Origin of the sequence: Burkholderia sp. 4M9327F10 (genome assembly GCF_005503145.1) — a bacterium.
Classification (GTDB): Bacteria; Pseudomonadota; Gammaproteobacteria; order Burkholderiales; family Burkholderiaceae; genus Paraburkholderia.
In genome coordinates this window covers 15,365-35,165 of record NZ_SCNV01000074.1, presented here as the reverse complement: position 1 = coordinate 35,165, position 19,801 = coordinate 15,365, and the positions used below count along the sequence as shown (strand labels likewise).

The 19,801-nt window shown below is 64.4% G+C and carries 19 protein-coding genes and 1 pseudogene; 14 read left to right on the top strand and 6 right to left on the bottom strand.

What is annotated here, in order from left to right; translation table 11 throughout:
• The first annotated feature begins 136 nt into the window (after positions 1–136).
• The 10 genes and pseudogenes from FFS45_RS36730 (at position 137) to FFS45_RS36685 (ending at position 10,360) form a co-directional block, all read left to right on the top strand.
• A complete protein-coding gene (locus tag FFS45_RS36730) occupies positions 137–1,576 on the top strand; it encodes an amino acid permease (protein WP_137959540.1) in 1,440 nt (479 codons plus the stop codon).
• A 287-nt stretch (positions 1,577–1,863) separates the two neighbouring features.
• Entirely contained in the window at positions 1,864–2,370 is a 507-nt protein-coding gene (locus FFS45_RS36725; protein ID WP_137959539.1) for a (2Fe-2S)-binding protein, read from the top strand.
• A gap of 10 nt (positions 2,371–2,380) precedes the next feature.
• Complete coding sequence (locus FFS45_RS36720) at positions 2,381–4,762, top strand: xanthine dehydrogenase family protein molybdopterin-binding subunit (RefSeq protein ID WP_137959538.1); 2,382 nt, start codon at positions 2,381–2,383, stop codon at positions 4,760–4,762.
• A gap of 15 nt (positions 4,763–4,777) precedes the next feature.
• Positions 4,778–5,575: a xanthine dehydrogenase family protein subunit M gene (locus tag FFS45_RS36715; protein WP_137959537.1), complete on the top strand. Its 798-nt coding sequence runs from the start codon at positions 4,778–4,780 to the stop codon at positions 5,573–5,575.
• 29 nt (positions 5,576–5,604) lie between these two features.
• Positions 5,605–6,495: a MoxR family ATPase gene (locus tag FFS45_RS36710; protein WP_137959536.1), complete on the top strand. Its 891-nt coding sequence runs from the start codon at positions 5,605–5,607 to the stop codon at positions 6,493–6,495.
• A 2-nt stretch (positions 6,496–6,497) separates the two neighbouring features.
• Positions 6,498–7,781 carry a VWA domain-containing protein gene (locus FFS45_RS36705; RefSeq protein WP_137959535.1) on the top strand — a complete coding sequence of 428 codons (1,284 nt, stop codon included), beginning with the start codon at positions 6,498–6,500 and terminating at the stop codon, positions 7,779–7,781.
• On the top strand, positions 7,772–8,359 hold the full coding sequence (locus tag FFS45_RS36700) for a carbon monoxide dehydrogenase subunit G (protein WP_137959534.1): 588 nt from the start codon (positions 7,772–7,774) through the stop codon (positions 8,357–8,359). Before FFS45_RS36705 ends, FFS45_RS36700 begins: the two co-directional genes overlap by 10 nt.
• The gene (locus FFS45_RS36695; protein ID WP_137959533.1) at positions 8,332–9,357 is read left to right on the top strand and encodes an XdhC family protein; all 1,026 of its coding nucleotides are present in this window, start codon (positions 8,332–8,334) and stop codon (positions 9,355–9,357) included. Before FFS45_RS36700 ends, FFS45_RS36695 begins: the two co-directional genes overlap by 28 nt.
• Positions 9,358–9,669: 312 nt before the next feature.
• A pseudogene (locus FFS45_RS36690) lies at positions 9,670–9,927 on the top strand (type II toxin-antitoxin system RelE/ParE family toxin); the annotation flags it as partial.
• Between the two features lie 13 nt (positions 9,928–9,940).
• Positions 9,941–10,360, top strand: coding sequence for an XRE family transcriptional regulator (locus FFS45_RS36685; protein ID WP_349292344.1), 420 nt, complete (start codon positions 9,941–9,943; stop codon positions 10,358–10,360).
• A 63-nt stretch (positions 10,361–10,423) separates the two neighbouring features.
• Here the strand turns inward: FFS45_RS36685 and FFS45_RS36680 are convergent, their stop codons facing one another.
• Positions 10,424–11,077, bottom strand: a complete 654-nt coding sequence (locus FFS45_RS36680; protein WP_249363078.1) for a PepSY-associated TM helix domain-containing protein — start codon at positions 11,075–11,077, stop codon at positions 10,424–10,426.
• A gap of 308 nt (positions 11,078–11,385) precedes the next feature.
• Here FFS45_RS36680 and FFS45_RS36675 point away from each other — a divergent pair, with 308 nt between their 5' ends.
• Positions 11,386–13,296, top strand: coding sequence for a DUF3857 and transglutaminase domain-containing protein (locus tag FFS45_RS36675; RefSeq protein ID WP_137959530.1), 1,911 nt, complete (start codon positions 11,386–11,388; stop codon positions 13,294–13,296).
• Between the two features lie 35 nt (positions 13,297–13,331).
• On the opposite strand, the gene FFS45_RS36670 is transcribed toward FFS45_RS36675, so the two are convergent.
• Complete coding sequence (locus FFS45_RS36670; RefSeq protein ID WP_137959529.1) at positions 13,332–14,360, bottom strand: serine/threonine protein kinase; 1,029 nt, start codon at positions 14,358–14,360, stop codon at positions 13,332–13,334.
• Positions 14,361–14,433: 73 nt separating this feature from the next.
• Positions 14,434–14,646, bottom strand: a complete 213-nt coding sequence (locus FFS45_RS36665; RefSeq protein ID WP_137959528.1) for a hypothetical protein — start codon at positions 14,644–14,646, stop codon at positions 14,434–14,436.
• A gap of 444 nt (positions 14,647–15,090) precedes the next feature.
• Here FFS45_RS36665 and FFS45_RS36660 point away from each other — a divergent pair, with 444 nt between their 5' ends.
• Entirely contained in the window at positions 15,091–15,276 is a 186-nt protein-coding gene (locus tag FFS45_RS36660; protein ID WP_137959527.1) for a hypothetical protein, read from the top strand.
• Positions 15,277–15,321: 45 nt separating this feature from the next.
• Here the strand turns inward: FFS45_RS36660 and FFS45_RS36655 are convergent, their stop codons facing one another.
• Both FFS45_RS36655 and mgrA read right to left on the bottom strand, forming a co-directional pair.
• The gene (locus FFS45_RS36655) at positions 15,322–16,338 is read right to left on the bottom strand and encodes a fatty acid desaturase (RefSeq protein ID WP_137959526.1); all 1,017 of its coding nucleotides are present in this window, start codon (positions 16,336–16,338) and stop codon (positions 15,322–15,324) included.
• Between the two features lie 167 nt (positions 16,339–16,505).
• A complete protein-coding gene (mgrA, locus tag FFS45_RS36650; RefSeq protein ID WP_137959525.1) occupies positions 16,506–17,549 on the bottom strand; it encodes an L-glyceraldehyde 3-phosphate reductase in 1,044 nt (347 codons plus the stop codon).
• A gap of 277 nt (positions 17,550–17,826) precedes the next feature.
• Here mgrA and FFS45_RS36645 point away from each other — a divergent pair, with 277 nt between their 5' ends.
• Entirely contained in the window at positions 17,827–18,033 is a 207-nt protein-coding gene (locus FFS45_RS36645) for a DUF3185 family protein (protein ID WP_137959524.1), read from the top strand.
• Positions 18,034–18,050: 17 nt separating this feature from the next.
• Here the strand turns inward: FFS45_RS36645 and FFS45_RS36640 are convergent, their stop codons facing one another.
• Positions 18,051–18,812 carry a phytanoyl-CoA dioxygenase family protein gene (locus FFS45_RS36640; protein ID WP_137959523.1) on the bottom strand — a complete coding sequence of 254 codons (762 nt, stop codon included), beginning with the start codon at positions 18,810–18,812 and terminating at the stop codon, positions 18,051–18,053.
• Between the two features lie 546 nt (positions 18,813–19,358).
• Between FFS45_RS36640 and FFS45_RS36635 the strand changes: the two genes are divergently transcribed.
• Positions 19,359–19,712: a hypothetical protein gene (locus FFS45_RS36635; RefSeq protein ID WP_137959522.1), complete on the top strand. Its 354-nt coding sequence runs from the start codon at positions 19,359–19,361 to the stop codon at positions 19,710–19,712.
• The last annotated feature ends 89 nt before the right edge of the window (positions 19,713–19,801 follow it).

The window sequence follows — 19,801 nt, the reverse complement described above, 5'->3', positions numbered from 1 at the left end:
TTTGCGGATCGATCGCCCGCCGTCCAGCACGCGCGCCAGCCCTGCCGGCAAAGCGCCGGGTCGCACATCCGCTAAAATCTCAGGTTTTCCCGACATTCGGCGCGCAAGATGCGTGCACTACCGGAGACCCACGCCAATGTCCCTGTTTCGCAAGAAAAGCGTCGAGCATATGCTCGCCGCCAGCACCCAAAGCGGCGGCCTGAAGAAGACCCTTGGCGCGCTTGACCTCACTTTCCTCGGTGTCGGCGCCATCATCGGCACCGGCATTTTCGTGCTGACCGGCACCGGCGCCGTGCAAGCCGGCCCGGCGCTGATGCTGTCGTTCATCATCGCGGCCATTGCCTGCGGTTTCGCGGCGCTCGCCTATGCCGAATTTGCCTCGACGATTCCGGTCGCCGGCTCGATTTACACCTATTCGTATGCCACGCTCGGCGAACTGGCCGCGTGGATTATCGGCTGGGACCTGATGCTCGAATACGGACTCGCCACCTCGGCCGTGTCGGTGGGCTGGTCGGGCTATCTGCAGTCGCTGCTGTCAGGCTTCGGCATTTCGCTGCCGGTTGCGCTGAGCGCCGCGCCCGGCGCGCTGCCCGGTCACGAGACGCTGTTCAACCTGCCCGCCTTCCTGGTGATGATGGCGATTACCGCGCTACTCTCGGTGGGCATTCGCGAATCCGCGCGCATCAACAACATCATGGTGGCGATCAAGGTGACGGTCGTGCTGCTGGTGATCGGCGTCGGCGTGTTTCATGTGACGCCCGCCAACTGGCACCCGTTCATGCCGAATGGCTGGAACGGCGTGTTCGGCGCGGCTGCTGTGATGTTCTTCGCGTTTATCGGTTTCGACTCGGTTTCGTCCGCGGCCGAAGAGGTGAAAAATCCGAAGCGCGATCTGCCGGTCGGCATCATCGCCTCGCTCGGCGTGTGCGCCGTGCTGTATGTGGCGGTCGCGGCGGTCGTCACCGGCATCGTGCCGTCGGCGCAGTTCGCCAATATCTCGCACCCCGTGTCCTACGCCTTGCAGGTGGCCGGGCAGAAATGGGTGGCGGGCTTTATCGATCTGGGCGCCGTGCTCGGCATGCTGACCGTGATTCTGGTGATGGCCTACGGCCAGACCCGCGTGATTTTCGCCATGTCGCGCGACGGGCTGCTGCCCGCCAAGCTGTCGCGCGTGCATCCGCGTTTTGCGACGCCGTTCTTCACCACGTGGCTGGTCGGCATTTTCTTCGGCCTGATCGGCGCGCTGGTGCCGCTCAACGTGCTCGCAGAGCTGATCAATATCGGCACGCTGGCAGCCTTTTCGATGGTCTCGATTGCGGTGCTGATCCTGCGCAAGACCCATCCCGAACTGCCGCGCGCCTTCCGCTGCCCCGGCGTGCCGGTCGTGCCGGTGCTCGCGGTGGCGTCGTGCCTGTTCCTGATGGTCAACCTGAAGTTCGTCACCTGGGTGGCCTTCGTAATCTGGCTGGTGATCGGCATGGCGATCTATTTCGGTTACTCGCGCCGGCACTCGAAACTCGGGCATGCAGCGCAGCATTTGGGCGCGGGTCACGGCAGCCCCGAACGGCGCATCTAGGAAAGAGAACCGAACGCCGCCCACCGGCGTTCAGCGCTCCTCACGCTCCTGAAAACGGCACGCCTGCAACCGCGGCGTGCCGTTTTTTTATGCCCGGCAGCCGTGCCTCGCGCACCGTGCCCGCCCGCGGACGATTTCCCCGAATAGCAGCCCTCGCCGATTTGTGCTTTACTTTTCGGTGGAACCATAAAAACACAGTACCAACCGAAGCGAGCCCTCAAAGCAGGCAGGCGGAAGGTAGTGAAATTGGGCCCGCGCCGGTCTCGATCCCCCCAAGGAGACAGTTCATGGCGATCAGCATCAGTCTGACGGTGAACGGCGCGCCCGTTACCGCCGAAATCGAACCTCACACCCTGCTTGTCCAGTTCCTGCGCGATCAACTCCGGCTTACCGGCACGCATATCGGCTGCGACACGGCCCAGTGCGGCGCATGCACGGTTCACCTGAACGGACGCGCGATCAAAGCGTGCAACATCCTCGCCGCACAGGCTGAAGGCACGGAAATCACCACCATCGAAGGCCTCGCCAAAAACGGCGAACTGCATCCCATGCAGGCCGCGTTTCGCGCCTGTCACGGCCTGCAATGCGGCTTCTGCACGCCCGGCATGGTGATGAGCGCGACTTCGCTCGCGCAACGGCAACCCGATCTCACCGAAGCGGATGTGCGCGCCCAGCTCGACGGCAACCTGTGCCGCTGTACGGGGTATCACAACATCGTCAAGGCCGTGCTCGAGGGTGCCGCCGGCATGAAGTCCGGTGCCGCCCAGCTTGCGACCGACAAAGTCACTGCCTGAGGAGACGACGATGAACGCACCCGACCCGCACCCGCTGATTGGCAGTCCCGTCCAGCGCAAGGAAGACTACCGGTTCCTGACCGGCAATGGTCAGTACACCGACGATGTCGTCCTGCCTCAGCAAACCTACGCCGTGTTCCTGCGCTCGCCGTATGCGCATGCGCGGATCAGGAGCATCGATACGGCGGCGGCCAGGCAATCGCCCGGCGTCGTAGCGATTTTTACCGGCGCGGATATGGCTGCCGACAGCGTCGGCGGCCTGCCCTGCGGCTGGCTGATCCATAGCGTCGACGGCAAGCCGATGCACGAGCCGCCGCACCCGGTCATCGCGCATACCAAGGCGCGTCATGTGGGCGACCAGGTGGCGCTGGTGATCGCCGACTCGGTGAAAGCCGCGAAGGACGCGGCCGAACTGATCGAAATGGATTACGACGTGCTGCCCGCCGTGGTGGACACCGCGCATGCGGCTGACCCCGGCCAGCCCGCCGTGCACGACGAAGTGCCGAACAACGTCTGCTACACATGGGGCCACGGCGACAAGGCCGCCACCGACGCCGCCTTCGCCAAAGCCGCACACGTGACGACGCTCGAGATCGTCAACAACCGCCTGATCCCTAACGCAATCGAACCGCGTGCCGTGAACGCGAGCTATGCGCCGCAGGACGACAGTTACACGGTGTATGTCGCGAACCAGAATCCGCATGTCGAGCGGCTGCTGATGGCGGCCTTCGTGCTGTCGCTGCCGGAGTCGAAGCTGCGCGTGATTGCGCCGGACGTCGGCGGCGGCTTCGGTTCCAAGATCTTTCTGTACGCCGAAGATGTCGCGCTTACCTGGGCATCGAAGAAAATCCGCCGGCCGGTGAAGTGGACGGCCGAACGTTCGGAGGCCTTCGTATCCGACGCGCACGGCCGCGACCATGTGACGAAAGCCGAGCTGGCCATGGATGCCGACGGCAAGTTCCTCGCCATGCGCGTGCACACCATCGCCAACATGGGCGCGTATCTCTCGACCTTCGCCTCGAGCGTGCCGACCATCCTCTACGCGACGCTGCTGGCGGGCCAGTATGCGACGCCGGCGATCTACGCCGAGGTGAAAGCGGTCTTCACCAACACGGTCCCCGTGGATGCCTATCGCGGCGCCGGCCGGCCTGAAGCTACCTTTGTGGTTGAGCGCCTTGTCGAAACCGCGGCGCGCGAGATGAAGCTCGATCCAGCGGAGATTCGCCGCCGCAATTTCATTCGCTCGTTCCCGTATGCGACGCCGGTGGGCCTCACCTACGACACCGGCGATTACGAAACCACCCTCGCCCGTGCACTGGAACTCGCCGACGTGAAGGGCTTCGCCGCCCGCCGGCAGGCTTCGGAACAAAACGGCAAGCGGCGAGGACTCGGCTACTCGTGCTACATCGAAGCCTGCGGACTCGCACCGTCGAACATCGCCGGTGCGCTCGGTGCACGCGCCGGCCTGTTCGAAGCCGGCGAAGTGCGCGTGCATCCGACCGGTTCGGTGACGGTGTTCACCGGCTCGCATAGCCACGGTCAAGGGCATGAGACGACATTTGCCCAGGTGGTGGCTGACCGGCTCGGCATTCCGCTGGCCAACGTTGAAATCGTGCACGGCGATACCGGGCGCATCCCCTTCGGCATGGGCACCTACGGCTCGCGTTCGATCGCCGTAGGCGGTTCGGCCATCATGAAGGCGCTCGACAAGATCGAAGCGAAGGCCAAGAAGATCGCCGCGCATCTGCTGGAAGCATCGGTAGAAGATATCGAGTTCAAGGACGGCGTGTTCCGCGTCGCCGGCACGGACAGGACCAAGGCTTTCACCGATATCTCGCTCGCCGCCTACGTGCCGCACAACTATCCGCTCGACAAGCTCGAACCGGGCCTCGACGAAAGCGCGTTCTACGACCCGACCAACTTCACCTATCCGGCCGGCGCCTATATCTGCGAAGTGGAGGTGGACCCGGATACCGGCGAAAGCCATATCCAGCAGTTCACCGCCGTCGACGATTTCGGCAACGTGATCAATCCGATGATCGTCGAAGGGCAGGTACATGGGGGCCTCGGCCAGGGCATCGGCCAGGCGATGCTCGAACGCTGCGTGTACGACAACGAGAGCGGCCAGTTGCTGACCGGCTCGTACATGGACTACGCCATGCCGCGTGCGTCCGACCTGCCGAGCTTTACCGTGGAAACCGCCAAGGGCACGCCGTGCACACACAATCCGCTTGGCGTGAAGGGTTGCGGCGAGGCAGGGGCGATCGGCTCACCGCCCGCGGTGATCAACGCGATTCTCGACGCCCTCGCGCCGCTCGGCGTGAAGGACCTGCAAATGCCTGCCACGCCGCACCGCGTCTGGTCCGCGATCCGCGCTGCGCAACAACCCTGAACGGAGCAAGCCGATATGTACGCATTCGACTATCAACGCGCGGCCGATCCGAAAGCGGCGGTCGCAGCGCTCGCCGGCGACGGCGACGCCAAGTTCCTCGCCGGTGGCCAGAGCCTGCTGCCCACCATGCGCCTGCGCCTTGCCCAGCCTTCCAGGCTGATCGACGTCACGCGTATCGCTGCGCTCAAGGCGATTCGCGTCGACGCCGCCACGGTGTCGATCGGCGCGGCCGTCTGTCATGCGGACGTGGCCGAGCACGCCGAGATTCGCCGGGTCTTGCCCGGCCTTGCTGCACTGGCGGGTGGGATTGGCGATCGCCAGGTGCGCGCGCTCGGGACGATTGGCGGGTCGCTCGCCAACAACGATCCGGCCGCCTGCTATCCGGCTGCGACGCTCGCATTAGGCGCCACCATCGTGACGGACCGGCGCCGCATTGCGTCTGACGACTTCTTTGTCGGCATGTACGAGACGGCGCTCGCCCCCGACGAACTGATCACCGCCGTGGAGTTTCCCGTGGTCGAGCGCAGCGCCTACGAGAAATTCAATAACCCGGCTTCGCACTTTGCACTGGTCGGAGTGTTTGTCGCAAAGCACGCGAACGGTGTGCGGGTGGCAGTGACGGGTGCGGCGGCTTCTGTGTTTCGCGCGACGGAACTGGAACACGCGCTGACCGCGGACTTCACGCCGGCGGCAGCGCGTGCCGTAACGGTCCCAGCAAACGAGCTGAACACCGACATGCACGCAAGCGCCGAGTACCGGGCGCATCTGATTCCGGTGCTGGCGGCGCGAGCGGTGGCGACCGCGAACGGATAGTGCGGGGGCCGCACGGCTTCAGGAGAATCATGCAGCCTGCTTCAATCGACGACACCCTCGCCCACCTCGCCGCCCAAGGCTATTTCGCCAACCGCGAACTGGCGACTGCGCTGTTCCTTGCCTTGCGCATGGAACGGCCCTTGTTCGTCGAGGGGGAGCCTGGGGTCGGCAAAACCGAGCTGGCCAAGGCCGCTGCGGGCATGCTCGGCACCTCGATGCTGCGGCTGCAGTGCTACGAGGGGCTGGATACTGCGAGCGCGCTCTACGAGTGGGACTACCCGCGCCAGATCATGGCGCTGCGGCTCGCGGAAGCGGCCGGCGAGCGGCCCGGCAACGAGACGCTGTACCGCAGCGAATTCCTCCTCAAGCGCCCGCTGTTGCAGGCGCTCATGCCCGACGAGCAGCATCCCGGCGCGCGCCGTGTGCTGCTGATCGACGAGATCGACCGTGCCGACGAGCCGTTCGAAGCGTTTCTGCTCGAACTGTTGTCGGACTTCCAGGTGTCGATTCCGGAATACGGCACCGTGCGCGCCGATCAGCCTCCGCTCGTCGTGATGACCTCGAACCGCACGCGCGAAGTGCATGACGCGTTGAAGCGCCGCTGTCTCTATCAATGGATCGGCTACCCGGAGCGGGACCGCGAACTGGCGATCGTCGCGGCGCGCGCACCGCAAAGCAGCGCGGAACTGCAACGGCGTGCGGTGGATTTCGTGCACCGCTTGCGCGGCATGGATCTGTTCAAGGCGCCGGGCATTGCGGAAACCATCGACTGGTGCCGCGCGCTGGCGGCATTGAGCGTCACCGAGCTCGATCCGCAATCGGTACAGGACACGCTGGGCGTGCTGCTCAAGTATCAGGACGATCTGGCGCGAGTCGACGCCGAGCAGATTGCGCAATGCCTGGCGGTGCCGGAGTCATAGCCATGCGACGCACGTCTCTCGCCAGCCCGCCGGCAGACGGCGCCACGACTGCATCGCCCGCGCTCGCGCACAACGTCGTCCACTTCGTTCGCGTGCTGCGCGGCGCGGGCCTGCCGATGTCGCCGGCGCACGCCGTCGACGCCCTCGCGGCCTTGCACTGGATCGACCTCGGGCGCCGCGACGACGTCAAGGCCGCGCTCGCAGCGCTGCTCGTCTCGGCGCCCGACGAACGCGAGATCTTCGACGCTGCCTTCAACCTGTTCTGGCGCGATCCCGACTGGGAGGGCAAGCTGCGCGCACTGCTGTTGCCGAAGGTCCGCAACGGCCTGCCGCCGCCCAGGCGCAACAACCGCCTCGCCGACGCGCTGGCGGCGCGCCCACCCGCCGCACGCAACGCGCGCGCCGCCCCTGAAACCGAACAGCACGAACTGCATGCGCACGTCACGTTCAGCGCCGAAGAGCGCTTGCGTCACCGCGATTTCGACACGCTCAGCGCCGACGAATGGCGCACGCTGCGCCACGTGATCCGCGGCCAGCGCCTGCCGCTCGCCACCGAGCCGACCCGGCGGCTCAAGGCCGCCTCGCGCGGCACCCACGCGGACTTGCGCGCCAGCGCCCGGCACGCGGTGCGCTCGGGCGGCGACTGGACGGTGTGGAAGTACCGCGCCGTGGTCGAGCGCAAACCGCCGCTGGTGCTGCTGCTCGACATCTCCGGCTCGATGAGCGCCTACTCGCGCACCGTGCTGTATTTCTGCCACGCCTTGCTGCAGTCGCGTGAGCGGCTGCAGGTATTCCTCTTCGGCACGCGCCTCACCAATGCGACGCGCGCGCTGCGCGAGCGCGACCCCGACGTGGCCATCGCCACACTCACCGATCAGGTGGTGGACTGGTCGGGCGGCACGCGCATCGGCGCGGCGCTTGCCGAGTTCAACCGGCGCTGGGCACGCCGCGTGCTGACCGGCAGGGCGACCGTGCTGCTCGTCACGGATGGCCTCGATCACGAAGCCATCGACGTGCTCGACACCGAAATGGGCCGCCTGCGCCGCTTCGCGCACCGCATCGTCTGGCTGAACCCGCTGTTGCGGTACAGCGGCTTCTCGCCGAAAGCCCGCGGTGTGCAGGCCATCCTGCCGTATGTCGACGCTCACCGCCCAGTTCATAATCTCGATAGCCTGGCGGCATTCGGCCGCGACCTCGCGCAACTGACTCGCGCTCCGGGCGCCACTGCATTGACCAGAACACCGGGAACACCCGGCACACCCATAGGAGCCGCCAGATGGAACTGACCGAAAGCTATACGCTGCCTGTCTCCCAGCAGCGCACGTGGGAGGCGTTGAACGACACGGAGATCCTGCGCGCCTCGATTCCCGGCTGCGAGAGTATCGAGGCGGACGGCGAGAATGCGTTTGCACTTTCCATGAGCGCGGCGGTCGGCCCCGTGAAGGCACGCTTCAAAGGGCGTATGCTGCTGACCGATATCAATGCGCCGCAGGCCTACACCATCGTCTTCGAAGGTCAAGGTGGCGTGGCCGGCTTCGGCAAGGGCGACGCGCACGTCACGCTCGAACCGGAAGGCCCCGAGTCCACCAGGCTGACCTACACGGCAAACGCGCAGGTGGGCGGCAAGCTGGCGCAAATCGGCTCGCGGCTCGTCGACGGTGCGGCGCGCAAGCTGGCCGGCGAGTTTTTCAGGCGCTTTAACGCGCAGGTGACCGGTGAGGGCGACACTGCGGCCGCGGCCGATTCCGCGGCGCCAGAAGAGACAGCCCCAACCGACGGCGCGGATCCCGAATCCGGCGCCCACCGGACGAAAACGCAAACGAAAAGGAAGAAATCATGGACAGCGTGGATCTCGAAGTCCTGAAGTCCAGTGCACGCTGGATCGAGCAGGGACATCGCGCGCTACTGGTGACGGTGGTCAAGACGTGGGGCTCGTCGCCGCGCCCCGAAGGCGCGATGCTGGCCGTGCGCGACGACGGGCTTGTGGTGGGCTCGGTCTCGGGCGGCTGTATCGAGGACGATCTGATCGAGCGGGTGCGGCAACGCGGCATCGAGCAGAGCGTACCGGAAGCCGTCATGTACGGCATTTCGGCCGAGGAAGCGCATCGCTTCGGCCTGCCCTGCGGCGGCACGATCCAGCTGGTGCTGGAGCCGCTCAGCAAGCAGAGCGGCATTGCCGAGCTGTGCGAGGCGGTCGAAGACGGCCGCCTGCTGTCGCGGCGCGTGGAAATGGCAACCGGCGCCGTGCGGCTCGGCCCCGCCCAGGCCACTGACGGTGTCGACTTCGACGGCGAGCGCCTGCTGACGATCCACGGCCCGCGCTACCGGATGCTGGTGATCGGCGCGGGGCAGTTGTCGCGCTATCTCTGCCATATCGCGGTCGGCCTCGACTATCAGGTGACCGTCTGCGATCCGCGCGAAGAGTACACGGACGAGTGGGACATACCCGGCACGAAGATCGTGCGCACCATGCCCGACGACACGGTGCTCGACATGAAGCTCGACGAACGCTGCGCGGTGATTGCACTGACGCACGACCCGAAGCTCGACGACCTCGCGCTGATGGAGGCGTTGAAGACGCCGGCGTTCTACGTCGGCGCGCTCGGCTCGCGGCGCAACAATGCGGCGCGGCGCGAACGGCTCAAGGAGTTCGACCTGAACGATGCCGAACTGGCCCGCCTGCATGGGCCGGTGGGCATCTATATCGGCAGCAGGACGCCGCCTGAAATCGCGGTGTCGATTCTCGCCGAGGTCACGGCGGCGAAGAACGGTGTTTCTTTGCCGACCTTGTTGCAGGTCGAAGGCGCCAAAGCGGCGCGAGAGATTGCTGCAAGCGGCGGCGCGGCTTGTAGCGTTTCGTGACTTTGTTTGCGTGATGGACGGCGGGCGGCGGGCGGCGCCCCTATGCACTGCCCGAAACGCTGGCTCGGAGCTTCGTTCTCTCGCCATCAAATCCTTCCCTGCGTTTCGCATTCCTCTCCAACGTTAGCCGTTCGGCTGACTGGTAAAGCTTCCTCAAATCCCTAGCATGAGCTCATGGACGGCTCTTCCGTAGCCGTGTGCGCGATTTCGTCGCGCGAGGCACTGCAATGCCATCTGCGACTTCATTGTGTCGCGCGCACGACACCCAAACTATTCCTTTGACGGAATATTCCTTTGAGGATATATTTACCTATGACGTGGGACATCGAACACACCGAGGTTTTTGGTGCATGGTGGGAAGGATTGACGCTCCCGGAACAGGAGTCTGTCAGCGTAGTTGTCAGATTGCTTGCACATGAAGGGCCGTTTTTGCGTCACCCGTATAGCAGCGGGATCAAGGGCTCACGGTACGGCCACATGCGCGAATTGCGCATCCAGCATGCTGGCCGTCCGTACCGCGTGCTCTATGCGCTCGATCCGCGCCGCACAGCCTTCCTGCTGCTAGGTGGCGACAAGACAGGCGATGATCGCTGGTACGCAAGGAATGTCCCACGCGCTGATGCGTTATACCGTGCGCATCTCACAACCTTGGATCTTAAAGGAGCCGATGATGGCGAAAAAATTTTCCGAACTGGAAGCGAAAATGCCCCCCGAGTCGCGAGCCCGGGTGGAAAAGAAGGTCAACGAAATACTGGCCGAATTCGCACTCGCCGACCTGCGGCGGGCGCTTGGCTTTTCGCAGGAAGAACTTGCTGGTTTGTTGAATGTAAAGCAACCAAGTATCGCCAAGCTCGAGCAGCGAACGGACATGTATATCTCCACGCTGCGTGACCACATTCACGCATTGGGAGGTGAACTGATCTTGATCGCTCGCTTCCCCGAGCGCGACGTGAAGATCAGCCCGTTGGGCGCGCCGCCTCTTACGCGCAGCACGGCGGCGTAAAGCAGCGCCGCCAGGTCCGATGGTGAAGAGCATCCCGCGCTGCCCGCGCCACGCATGCAGCGCTCACATCAGCCCGCACGCTACCGCCGCCGCAACGCACCCCAGCACCAGCACGACACCCACGGTGCGGCGCTTGTTGAGTTCGGTCCACAGGAGCACGCCCGTCAGCGAGAGCAGGATCATGCCGCCCGCCAGGGTATCGATCAGCAGCACCCAGCCAAGGTTCATCCCCACGCCGCGGTGCAGGTTGTTCAGCGTGGTGAGAAACGAATTGTGGGTCCGCTTGACCGACACATAACCATTACCCACCCAATACTCGGCCTGCACATTCTGCTTGGTCCCGAAGATGCCAACCTCCCAGAACTCTGGCTGCATGGTGCGGCGATCACCCCACTCGACCGCATGCGCGGGCTCACGGCGCGCCTTGCCTGGCTTGCCGTCGATCTTCAGTTCGCCCTTGAGCCACTGCGCCATTTCGAGCGGCGACGAGAGCTTCTGCTGCGGCAGGGGCACGAGGATCTGTTCGACCTGCGGCTCGCCGGTCGGAACCTTCAGCGGTCCGGCCCGATGGTTCAGCATAAAGCCGGTCACGCCGAATAGCAGCCCTAACGATGCGCCCCACAGACCAACCCAGCCGTGCACCTTGCGCAGCCATTTGATGAAATTTGCCCGCCGCGAGCGTTGACGCCTTGCGGCCCGTTGGGCGTCGTCCAGCACTGAAGCAGAGACGCTCCCCTGTGCCCGCGTGCGTTCGGTCCCGGTGTGCCCGGTAGTGTTCAATTCAATCGATTCGGGCGCGTTCACATCGGGCTCCAGGCCGGCAAGTCTGACACAGTAAAAACCTTTTCAAATGATAATAACTATCATTACATACTCATATGACATCCTCAATCTCACCCGCTGAAATCGCAGCTAACCCGGCTTACGCCGGTTTATGAGCGTCACCCGCTTGACAAGCGGCGTCTGGGAACCGACCCTGACAGTGCAATCCCGTCAACGTATCCGTTCGGACACCTGCACCCGCCATGCGCCCTCTCTCATTTGCCCGGATTGCGACGGCTAGCTGGCTCGTGAGCGCCTGCGCCGCGAGCGCGAGCGCCGGTATCAAGCCGGACGATCCATACACCAACGAGGGCGAAACCCAGACGTATACCGTCAACGCCGACGGCTCGTACACCAAGCTCGACAGCATGACGCTGCACGTCAACAACGAGGCCGGGGTGGCGCGGGTGGCGCAGCAATACATCTGGTTCAACCGCAATATGGCGGACGTCCAGGTTATCGAGGCCTATACGACCGGTGCCGACGGCGTGCGCCACGACGTCCAGCCGGAGCAGATCCGCGACGTGCAGGAAGCCCGTTCGTTCGATGCGCCGATGTTTCAGGACATCCAGGAAAAGGTGATCGTCTTTCCCGCGGTCGAGCCGGGTTCACGCGTCCACCTGACGTATCGCAAGACGCAGAAGGTGCCGATCGTCGCCGGTGAATTCAGCGACTTCACACCGCCCGATCTGGCACCGACCCACAACTTCCGCCTGATCTACGACCTGCCGGCCGGCAAGCCGCTCTATGCCGATGCGCGCGGCTTCACCGTCGAGGCGCCGGTCACTGCAGACGGCCGCACGCGCTATGAATTTCGCTACGACCGCGCTCATTTCAGCCGTCTGGAGTACGGCTCGGTGGCGTATGTGTCGTATGGCGACCGGCTGATGGTGTCCACCTTCGCCGACTATGCGGCGTTCGCCGCGACTTACCGGGCATCGTCCGCCGACCCGAGCGCGCATGACGCCGCACTGGCCCAGCTCGCGCGCTCCGTCACGGCCGGCGAGGCCACACCGCGCGCCAAAGCCAAGGCGCTATACGACTGGGTCCGGCGCAATGTGCGCTATGTCGCCATCAACGTCGGGCGCGGCGCCGTGGTGCCGCACCCGGCCAGCGCGATCCTCGCGGACCGCTACGGCGACTGCAAGGACCACGTTGCGCTGTACGGCGCCTTGCTCGATGCGGTCGGCATCCGCAACGAGCCGGCGCTGATCAGCAGCGGCACGATCTATACCTTGCCGAGCGTGCCCGGCTACGGCGTCATCAATCACGTGATCACCTGGCTGCCCGACTTGCAGATGTACGCGGACTCGACCGCGTCGAATGTCGAATTCGGCTTCCTGCCGTCCACCGACATGAACCGGCCGGCCGTCCTCGTCAACGACGGCAAGCTCGCACAAACACCCGCGACCGCCGAAATGGCGCATCGCTCCGATCTGTCGATCACCGTCGCGCCGGACGGCTCGGCGAGTTTCGTGTATCAACTGGAGGCTTCCGGCTGGTCTGCGGAACAGGGACGCGCGACGCTGCGCATGCAGACGCCGGCGCAGCGGGAGGAATCGATTCAGGCCGAACTGCGCAGCGCCAACCTGAACGGCACGGCCACGCTCACGACCAGCGACCTCGCGGCCACCGACGGCCCGCTGACCATTACGATGAAGGGTACCGTGGAGAGCCTGGTCGTGCCGGGCACGGCGGCCTCCATTCCGGCGCTGACCAGCTTTGCCGGCGGCTTCAGCGCCGATGCGCAGTACTGGCTGGGCGAGCGTCAGCGCACCCAGCCATTCGTGTGCCGCAACCTCGAATTGCATGAGCATGCGCACATTTCGCTGCCGCCCAATTTCCGCGTGCTCGATATGCCGGAGGCCGCCCACGCGCAGGATCGCTTCATCGATTATCGCTCGCAGTACAACCTCGATCCGCTGACCAATGTCGTGACGATGACGCGCGACGGCCGCACGCATTTCGACAGCGATGTCTGCACCCCGGACGACTTCACTCAGATGCGCCCAGCCATCGAAGCGGTCGAGCGCGATGTACGCGCGGAAGTGATTGTCAAATCGACGCTGGTCGAGCAATCGCACGTGGCGGCGTTCTCACCGTTCGCGCCGTGATTTCCTGACCGCCAGCGGTTACATAGCCGCAACGGTCAAACCGGCCAGAGCGGTCCTTCCTGCATCGCGCCAAGCTGCTCACGCATCTCGAGGATGCGCTCTTCCCAGTAGCGTTGCGTGTTGAACCACGGAAACGCCGCGGGGAACGCCGGGTCGTCCCAGCGGCGCGCAAGCCATGCCTGGTAATGAATCAGCCGCAGCGTACGCAACGCTTCGACCAGATGCAGCTCGCGCGGCTCGAACTCGCAGAAGTCTTCGTACCCGGCGAGCAGGTCGGCCAGTGCGCGCGATGCCTCCGCCCGTTCGCCCGGCAACAGCAGCCACAGATCCTGCACCGCCGGGCCCATGCGGCTATCGTCGAAGTCGACGAAGTGCGGTCCGGCATCGGTCCATAGCACGTTGCTCGGATGACAGTCGCCATGCATACGCAAAGCGCGAATTTCGCCGGCTCGTTCGAACGCGCGTTCGACGCCTTCCAGCGCGAGGTTCACTACGGTTTCCCAGGCAGTACGCACGTCGTCGGGAACGAAGCGCTGCGCCAGCAGGAAGTCGCGCGGCTCGTGGCCGAAGGTCTGAATGTCGAGCGTGGGCCGCGCCGTGTAGTCCTGAGTCTGGCCCACCGCGTGAATGCGCCCGATGAAGCGGCCGAGCCATTCGAGCGTATCGCGCCGGTCCAGATCGGGCGCGCGGCCGCCGCGCCGCTCGAAGATCGAGAAGCGAAAGCCTTCGAACGCATGCAGACTGCGGCCCTCGAAGACGCGCGCCGGCACCGCCGGGATTTCGCGTGCCGCGAGTTCGGCTACAAACGCGTGCTCTTCGAGAATCGCTTCGTCCGTCCAGCGCTCGGGCCGGTAGAACTTTGCGACGACAGGCGGGCCGTCCTCGACGCCGATCTGATAGACGCGGTTCTCGTAGCTGTTGAGCGGCAGCATGCGCCCGTCGGTGCGTACGCCGACCGTGCTCAGTACGCTGTCGATAGCGTCGAGCACACATTCCGGCGTGAGCCGGGCAAACGGCACGGCGCCTGTGGCGCCGTCCTGCGGATGGTGAGTTTCGTGGTTCATGCCCGCATTGTGCGCCGCGCCGCCGTCAAAGACGAGCGCCGCGCTCACGCACGCGGGTCATGCGCCGCGTCGTTCAATGCATCTGCGCACTGGCTGGGCGTATCAGTTCGCCCGTATCGATCAGGTCTTCGAGGAAAAAAGGTTCTGTATTCAGTTGCAGTGACGTGCCGGGCTCGCCGGCATACCACGCCACCATCGCCATGTCGCCCAGAATGCGCATGACGATCCCCCGCGCGCCCTGCGGCACGGCGATATGCACGGATCGCACGATAGAACCGACTTGCATGATATTTCCCCGTTCTCCCATAGCCGGCTGTCTAACGATCGTACCGGTCGAGGTGATGATAAAAAGCGCCGCTTAGCCGAACACGTTGCGAGCGCACCTGCTTGCCGTAACTGTAACGCATGGCCATGGGGCCATCATAAACCCTGCTGCCAGGATATATCGAAAACATGAGCGACTGTCGCGTAGCGGCTTCACGCGCGACGCAAGCGCACCAGAAAGGGGCACGTAAGCAAGCCCTACGCAATCAGGCAATGCACCCACGCCTTGGGACAGGCCGCGCGGCCCCGCCTGGCAGGCTTTCTGCCGCCGGCGACGCGCCGCTGCAACGCCGCAATCGAAGCAGACGCCGCCCTCACCGTCGCCTATACTCGAAACAAGCGTGGCAGCCGCATCAACCCTAAAAATACGGCGCTGCCTCGGCGAACACATCATAAGGAGACGAGCATGACGACCTACTTTACGATCGCCGATTTCATCCTGATCATCCCGATGGCGCTAGCCGGCGCACTGTTTGTCGGCGCCCTGCCATACAAAACAGAGTTCAGGCACAACCTGTTTCGCCTGATCGGCGCGTTGATGGGAGTGGGGGTCGCGATCCTGCTGGTGGAAGGGCTACCGGCGCTCGTCTAGCCGCACAGCAGCGGCCACGGATGCCGCTGCACCTGGGTGTGCGACTCAATGCGCCGTTGTTGCATCGAGCGCGCCCGGTCCCTTGAACTGACGCAGCGCACTGCGGAAGTAGGCGGGTTCGCCCGACCCGCCGGTGTCGGTGCGCGCTTCCCGCTCCTGCGCATCGAGTGCCGGAAGGGCCGTCCACGGCAACGTCGGATGCAGATGATGCAAGCGGTGCAGGTGATGATTCATCAGCACACCTTGCCATGCGCGTGCCACCCGAAAGTTGCGCGAACGCCCCGGTTCGTCGAGTCCCACGCCGTGGTGCGGGAGATTGTCGGCAAGCGAAAGCCACACCCCCCTTAGATACATCGTCACGGCCAGAACCGGCCACCAGGTTCCGTACAGGTAGAAAGCCAGCGCGAACAGCATGAGCGTCAGTAACCAGTCGCGGCGGATGCGTGCGCGCCGCGCGGGATCGGCGGCGAAGTTGCTGAAAAGGCGCTGCACATCGGCGCCAAGTGGGCCTTCCGCGCCGATGGCGCGCGCCACCAGCGAACGCGCGGCCTCGGCCGGCGCAAACGCGAGCAGCGGCAGCACCAGTTCGCCCGCATACAGGCCGCCCAGCAAACGACCGTAATGGCTGAGCCATACGCGCCAGGTAGGCTGCCCGGCATCGAGCACATCCGGACGGTCGAACGGCTCGCGCGTGAAGCGATGATGCATCAGGTGTCCGAAGCGAACGGCATCGAACGGCAGCGCGAACGCGATGGCGAGCGCCCGAGCGACGCCCTCGTTCAACTGGCGTCGCGCAAACAGTTGTCCGTGAATCGCCTCGTGAACCAAACCCCAGTGCGTAGGCGTGAGCGCAACCAGCGGCACGATCAGCAGCAATGCCGGCATGCCCCACGCTCGCAACAGGATGGGCAAGCCAAAGAGCTGCAGCGCTGTTGCAACAATTACGACAACCAGCAGCGTGAGATTGGCGCGTACGTCGATAGCGGGACGCTTAGGCGTACCTGGCCTATGCTCCTTGATTTGCTTTGCCGGGCCGGCCTGAGTGGCCGCACGTGGGTCCATCTTCCCTCCGTCTGGACGACTTCGCCCGCGACCTTAGCAGCGCTGTATGACAGCGGGAAGAATGGTGTTATGCCCTGTAACGCCGTGTGATAAAGCGCTCGTAACCATAGAGAAAAGCCGCCTTACGGCGGCTTTCCTGATCCAGCGTTGGCTACGAAATAAGCCAATCAGATGGCCTGATCCGTCGACGGCTTTTCCCACAGGTTGACGCCGCCCTCGGTGGCGTAGCGGTCGATCTCCGCCAGCTCTTCCTTCGAGAATTCGAGATTCTTCAGCGCGCCAACGTTCTCACGCACCTGCTCGGCCTTGCTTGCGCCGATCAGCGCCGAAGTAATGCGCCCGCCGCGCAGCGTCCACGCGAGCGCCATTTGCGCCAGGCTCTGACCGCGGCGCTGGGCAATCTCGTTGAGCTTGCGCACGTGCTCGATATTCTGTGCGCTGAGATGGTCCTGCTTCAGCGAGCCGCCGCCCGGCTTGTTGACACGCGCGTCTTCGGGCACGCCGTTCAGGTACTTGCTGGTCAGCAAACCTTGCGCGAGCGGCGTGAAGGCGATACTGCCCGTACCCAGTTCGTCGAGGGTGTCGAGCAGTTCGTGTTCGACCCAGCGGTTGAGCAGGTTGTAGGCCGGCTGGTGAATCAGCAACGGCACCTTGTATTCGGCCAGCAGCCTGGCCATTTCGCGGGTCTTGGTCGCCGAGTACGACGAAATGCCGATATAGAGCGCCTTGCCCTGCTGCACCGCGCTCGCCAGCGCGCCGGCGGTTTCCTCAAGCGGCGTATCCGCGTCGAAACGGTGCGAATAGAAGATATCCACATAGTCGAGCCCCATGCGTTGCAGGCTCTGATCGAGACTCGCGAGGACGTACTTGCGCGAGCCGCCGCCCTGGCCGTACGGTCCCGGCCACATGTCCCAACCGGCCTTCGACGAGATCAGCAGCTCGTCGCGGTAAGGCTTGAAATCGTCCTTGAACAGACGGCCGAAATTGGTCTCGGCGCTGCCGTACGGCGGCCCGTAGTTGTTGGCCAGATCGAAGTGCGTGATGCCGAGATCGAAGGCCGTGCGCAGAATCTCGCGCTGCGTGGAGAGCGGTGTCGTGTCGCCGAAGTTATGCCACAGGCCCAGCGAGAGCGCCGGTAGTTTGAGACCCGACTTGCCGCAAACGCGGTATTGCATGTCCGAATAGCGAGCTGAAGCTGCTTCGTAAGCCATTGCTTGAATCCTTGGTGAGAACGACAGGAGAGGTCCGGGTCCGCCGCAGCAGATCAATTGCCGATGCGGCAGAACTGCGCGCGGTTCAGTGCGGGTGAGACGAGCTAGGTATCTTAGCCAATCGCCGAAAGGCTTGCAGGCACCCATTATGCGGGATGCAAACCACACTCCGCCCGGACCGGCCCGGGACTGCCCGGCTCGCGCGGACGCAGCATGGACGCGACTTTCGCACTCCCCTACACTGCGTCAACGAATTGACAGGAACAGGAGAAAGTTCATGACCAAAGCGATTTCGCTCGCATTGATTGCCGGCGGCGTGGTGCTGCTGTATTTCGGCGGCCAGGCGTTCCATTCGTTTAGCAGCGACGTATCGCGCGTCTTCACCGGTTCACCCACCAACAAGGCCATCATGCTGATTGTGGGCGGCGTGATTGCCACGCTCGCCGGCCTGATCGGCATGGCGACTTCGGGCGGCAAGCGCTAAAGCGTAGCGGCAACCTATCAGAACGCCACTTCCGGCTTCGACGCTGAACGCGAGCCCGGCAGCGGCACGTTGCTGGCGCCGTGGTACGTATAGACCAGCGAGAACTTCACGTCGTCACTGAGATTCTTCCCGGCCGAGTGCAGCGTGTTGCAATGAAAGAACACCACATCGCCGGTCTGAAGCGCCGGCGACACGGCGGTCTGAATCAAGGCCTGGTTCTCCGGCAGATCGGAGCGGAAGAACTTGGCCCCGTCGAAACGCTCGGATGTGAAGGTCGCGTTGTGCGACTGCGGCACAAGCCACAGCGCGCCGTTCTCGACGGTCTCCGGACCGAGCGCGAGCCACACCGACACCAGATCGTCCCGCTCGAACGACCAGTAACGCACGTCACGGTGCCAGCCGGTCAGACTGCCGTAGGCCGGATGCTTGGTCATCATGCAGTTGTGATGGGCGCGCGAGAGGCGCGGCTCCTCGCCGAAATAAGTCTCCATCCAGCCGCGGATTTCCGGCGCCGTGGCCCACTCGGCAAAGCGCGGATGGCGCGCATAGGCATCCAGGAGGCGCCGCACCGTGTGGCCGCCGGGCGCATGTTTCGATTCCGGCGCGCCCGGATAGCGCAGATCCGCCTCGAACTCGATCGGCGCCGCCGCTTCCACCAACTGCTGCTGCGCAATCTGTTTCAGTTCGGCGCAGCGCTCGGGCGAAACCAGCCCCGGCACGACGACGAAGCCCCGTTCCCGCAACATCTGAACCTGTTCTTTCTTCGAATGGACTGACATGGGGTATTCCGTTACTTTTTACTGGCTGATCTCCAATTGTAAAACGTACGCGATCCCCGTGCGCGCCAAGTTGGACGGGCCTTGCGCCCCTGCCAATGGGTCCAGCGGTGCTGCTTTTGTGGCCCTACCGTTGCGACCGCTTTGCGGAGGTATCCCGTGCGACGACCTGCGCAAGTGAGGTCATGCGGACTGGAATCATGCGGATCGAGGTGATGCGCATGCGCAGCGAATCAGTGCACCCGAGAGGGGCGAGACTGCACATCAATCGACCGCCAAGGGTCCGATCATCCCGCCTTCGTGCTGCGATCTGCCCCGTAAAAACCCGTAAGCGCCCGGGTTAAAACCGACTTTCGGACGTCACGATTCGCGTGTAGCCTGCAAGCATGTTGATCGTAATTCCTGCTGCTTTCCTTTGCGCACGGCCAGTTCCGGCCGTCGCCGCCACTCCCGGTCAGTCCTTGGGTCTGCTAGCCGCCCCCGTTGGCATGCTTGCTGCATGTTTTTGCGGCACCTCCTCCGCGCGGCCCGTTGCCCACCTTTGAAGCCATGCACACACTCCTGAGTACCCGTCTTACCCGCGCCGCGCTGAAAGCGGCACGTCCCGCGCGCCGCCATGTGGTGCGAGCGCTGCGTCACCATGCCACGCGCACGCGCGCACTTGCAGGCCAATGGCGCGAGGCCAAACCCGTGGATGGCATCCGTACCTGGTTTCAGACCTTCTTTACAGCGCTGCGCACACAGGCCGGCTCGCGCCGCTTTTCGCTGCGCACGCTGTTGCGCAAGCCGACGCCGCTGCGCGCGTTGACAACGCAGGCGCCGAGCGTTCGCTATGCCGCCAGTCGCCGGCCGCGCCGGATGGCTGCAAGCAGCGAGGGCTGGTTCGCGTTCGCGAGCCGCTGAAGCAGCAGCTCAGCGGCCCCCGGCTTTAATAGGGTGCGATTGAAATAGAAAAACCCCGCCCGGCTTCACGCCGGGCGGGGTTTTTTTGT

Coding starts and splice junctions, on each gene's coding strand:
- FFS45_RS36685 (WP_349292344.1), top strand. CDS start 9,941: ATGATCGCTGGTACGCAAGGAATGTCCCACGCGCTGATGCGTTATACC.
- FFS45_RS36670 (WP_137959529.1), bottom strand. CDS start 14,360: ATGAACCACGAAACTCACCATCCGCAGGACGGCGCCACAGGCGCCGTG.
- FFS45_RS36725 (WP_137959539.1), top strand. CDS start 1,864: ATGGCGATCAGCATCAGTCTGACGGTGAACGGCGCGCCCGTTACCGCC.
- FFS45_RS36695 (WP_137959533.1), top strand. CDS start 8,332: ATGGACAGCGTGGATCTCGAAGTCCTGAAGTCCAGTGCACGCTGGATC.
- FFS45_RS36665 (WP_137959528.1), bottom strand. CDS start 14,646: ATGCAAGTCGGTTCTATCGTGCGATCCGTGCATATCGCCGTGCCGCAG.
- FFS45_RS36675 (WP_137959530.1), top strand. CDS start 11,386: ATGCGCCCTCTCTCATTTGCCCGGATTGCGACGGCTAGCTGGCTCGTG.
- FFS45_RS36730 (WP_137959540.1), top strand. CDS start 137: ATGTCCCTGTTTCGCAAGAAAAGCGTCGAGCATATGCTCGCCGCCAGC.
- FFS45_RS36700 (WP_137959534.1), top strand. CDS start 7,772: ATGGAACTGACCGAAAGCTATACGCTGCCTGTCTCCCAGCAGCGCACG.
- FFS45_RS36660 (WP_137959527.1), top strand. CDS start 15,091: ATGACGACCTACTTTACGATCGCCGATTTCATCCTGATCATCCCGATG.
- FFS45_RS36645 (WP_137959524.1), top strand. CDS start 17,827: ATGACCAAAGCGATTTCGCTCGCATTGATTGCCGGCGGCGTGGTGCTG.
- FFS45_RS36705 (WP_137959535.1), top strand. CDS start 6,498: ATGCGACGCACGTCTCTCGCCAGCCCGCCGGCAGACGGCGCCACGACT.
- FFS45_RS36655 (WP_137959526.1), bottom strand. CDS start 16,338: ATGGACCCACGTGCGGCCACTCAGGCCGGCCCGGCAAAGCAAATCAAG.
- FFS45_RS36715 (WP_137959537.1), top strand. CDS start 4,778: ATGTACGCATTCGACTATCAACGCGCGGCCGATCCGAAAGCGGCGGTC.
- FFS45_RS36640 (WP_137959523.1), bottom strand. CDS start 18,812: ATGTCAGTCCATTCGAAGAAAGAACAGGTTCAGATGTTGCGGGAACGG.
- FFS45_RS36720 (WP_137959538.1), top strand. CDS start 2,381: ATGAACGCACCCGACCCGCACCCGCTGATTGGCAGTCCCGTCCAGCGC.
- FFS45_RS36710 (WP_137959536.1), top strand. CDS start 5,605: ATGCAGCCTGCTTCAATCGACGACACCCTCGCCCACCTCGCCGCCCAA.
- mgrA (WP_137959525.1), bottom strand. CDS start 17,549: ATGGCTTACGAAGCAGCTTCAGCTCGCTATTCGGACATGCAATACCGC.
- FFS45_RS36635 (WP_137959522.1), top strand. CDS start 19,359: ATGCACACACTCCTGAGTACCCGTCTTACCCGCGCCGCGCTGAAAGCG.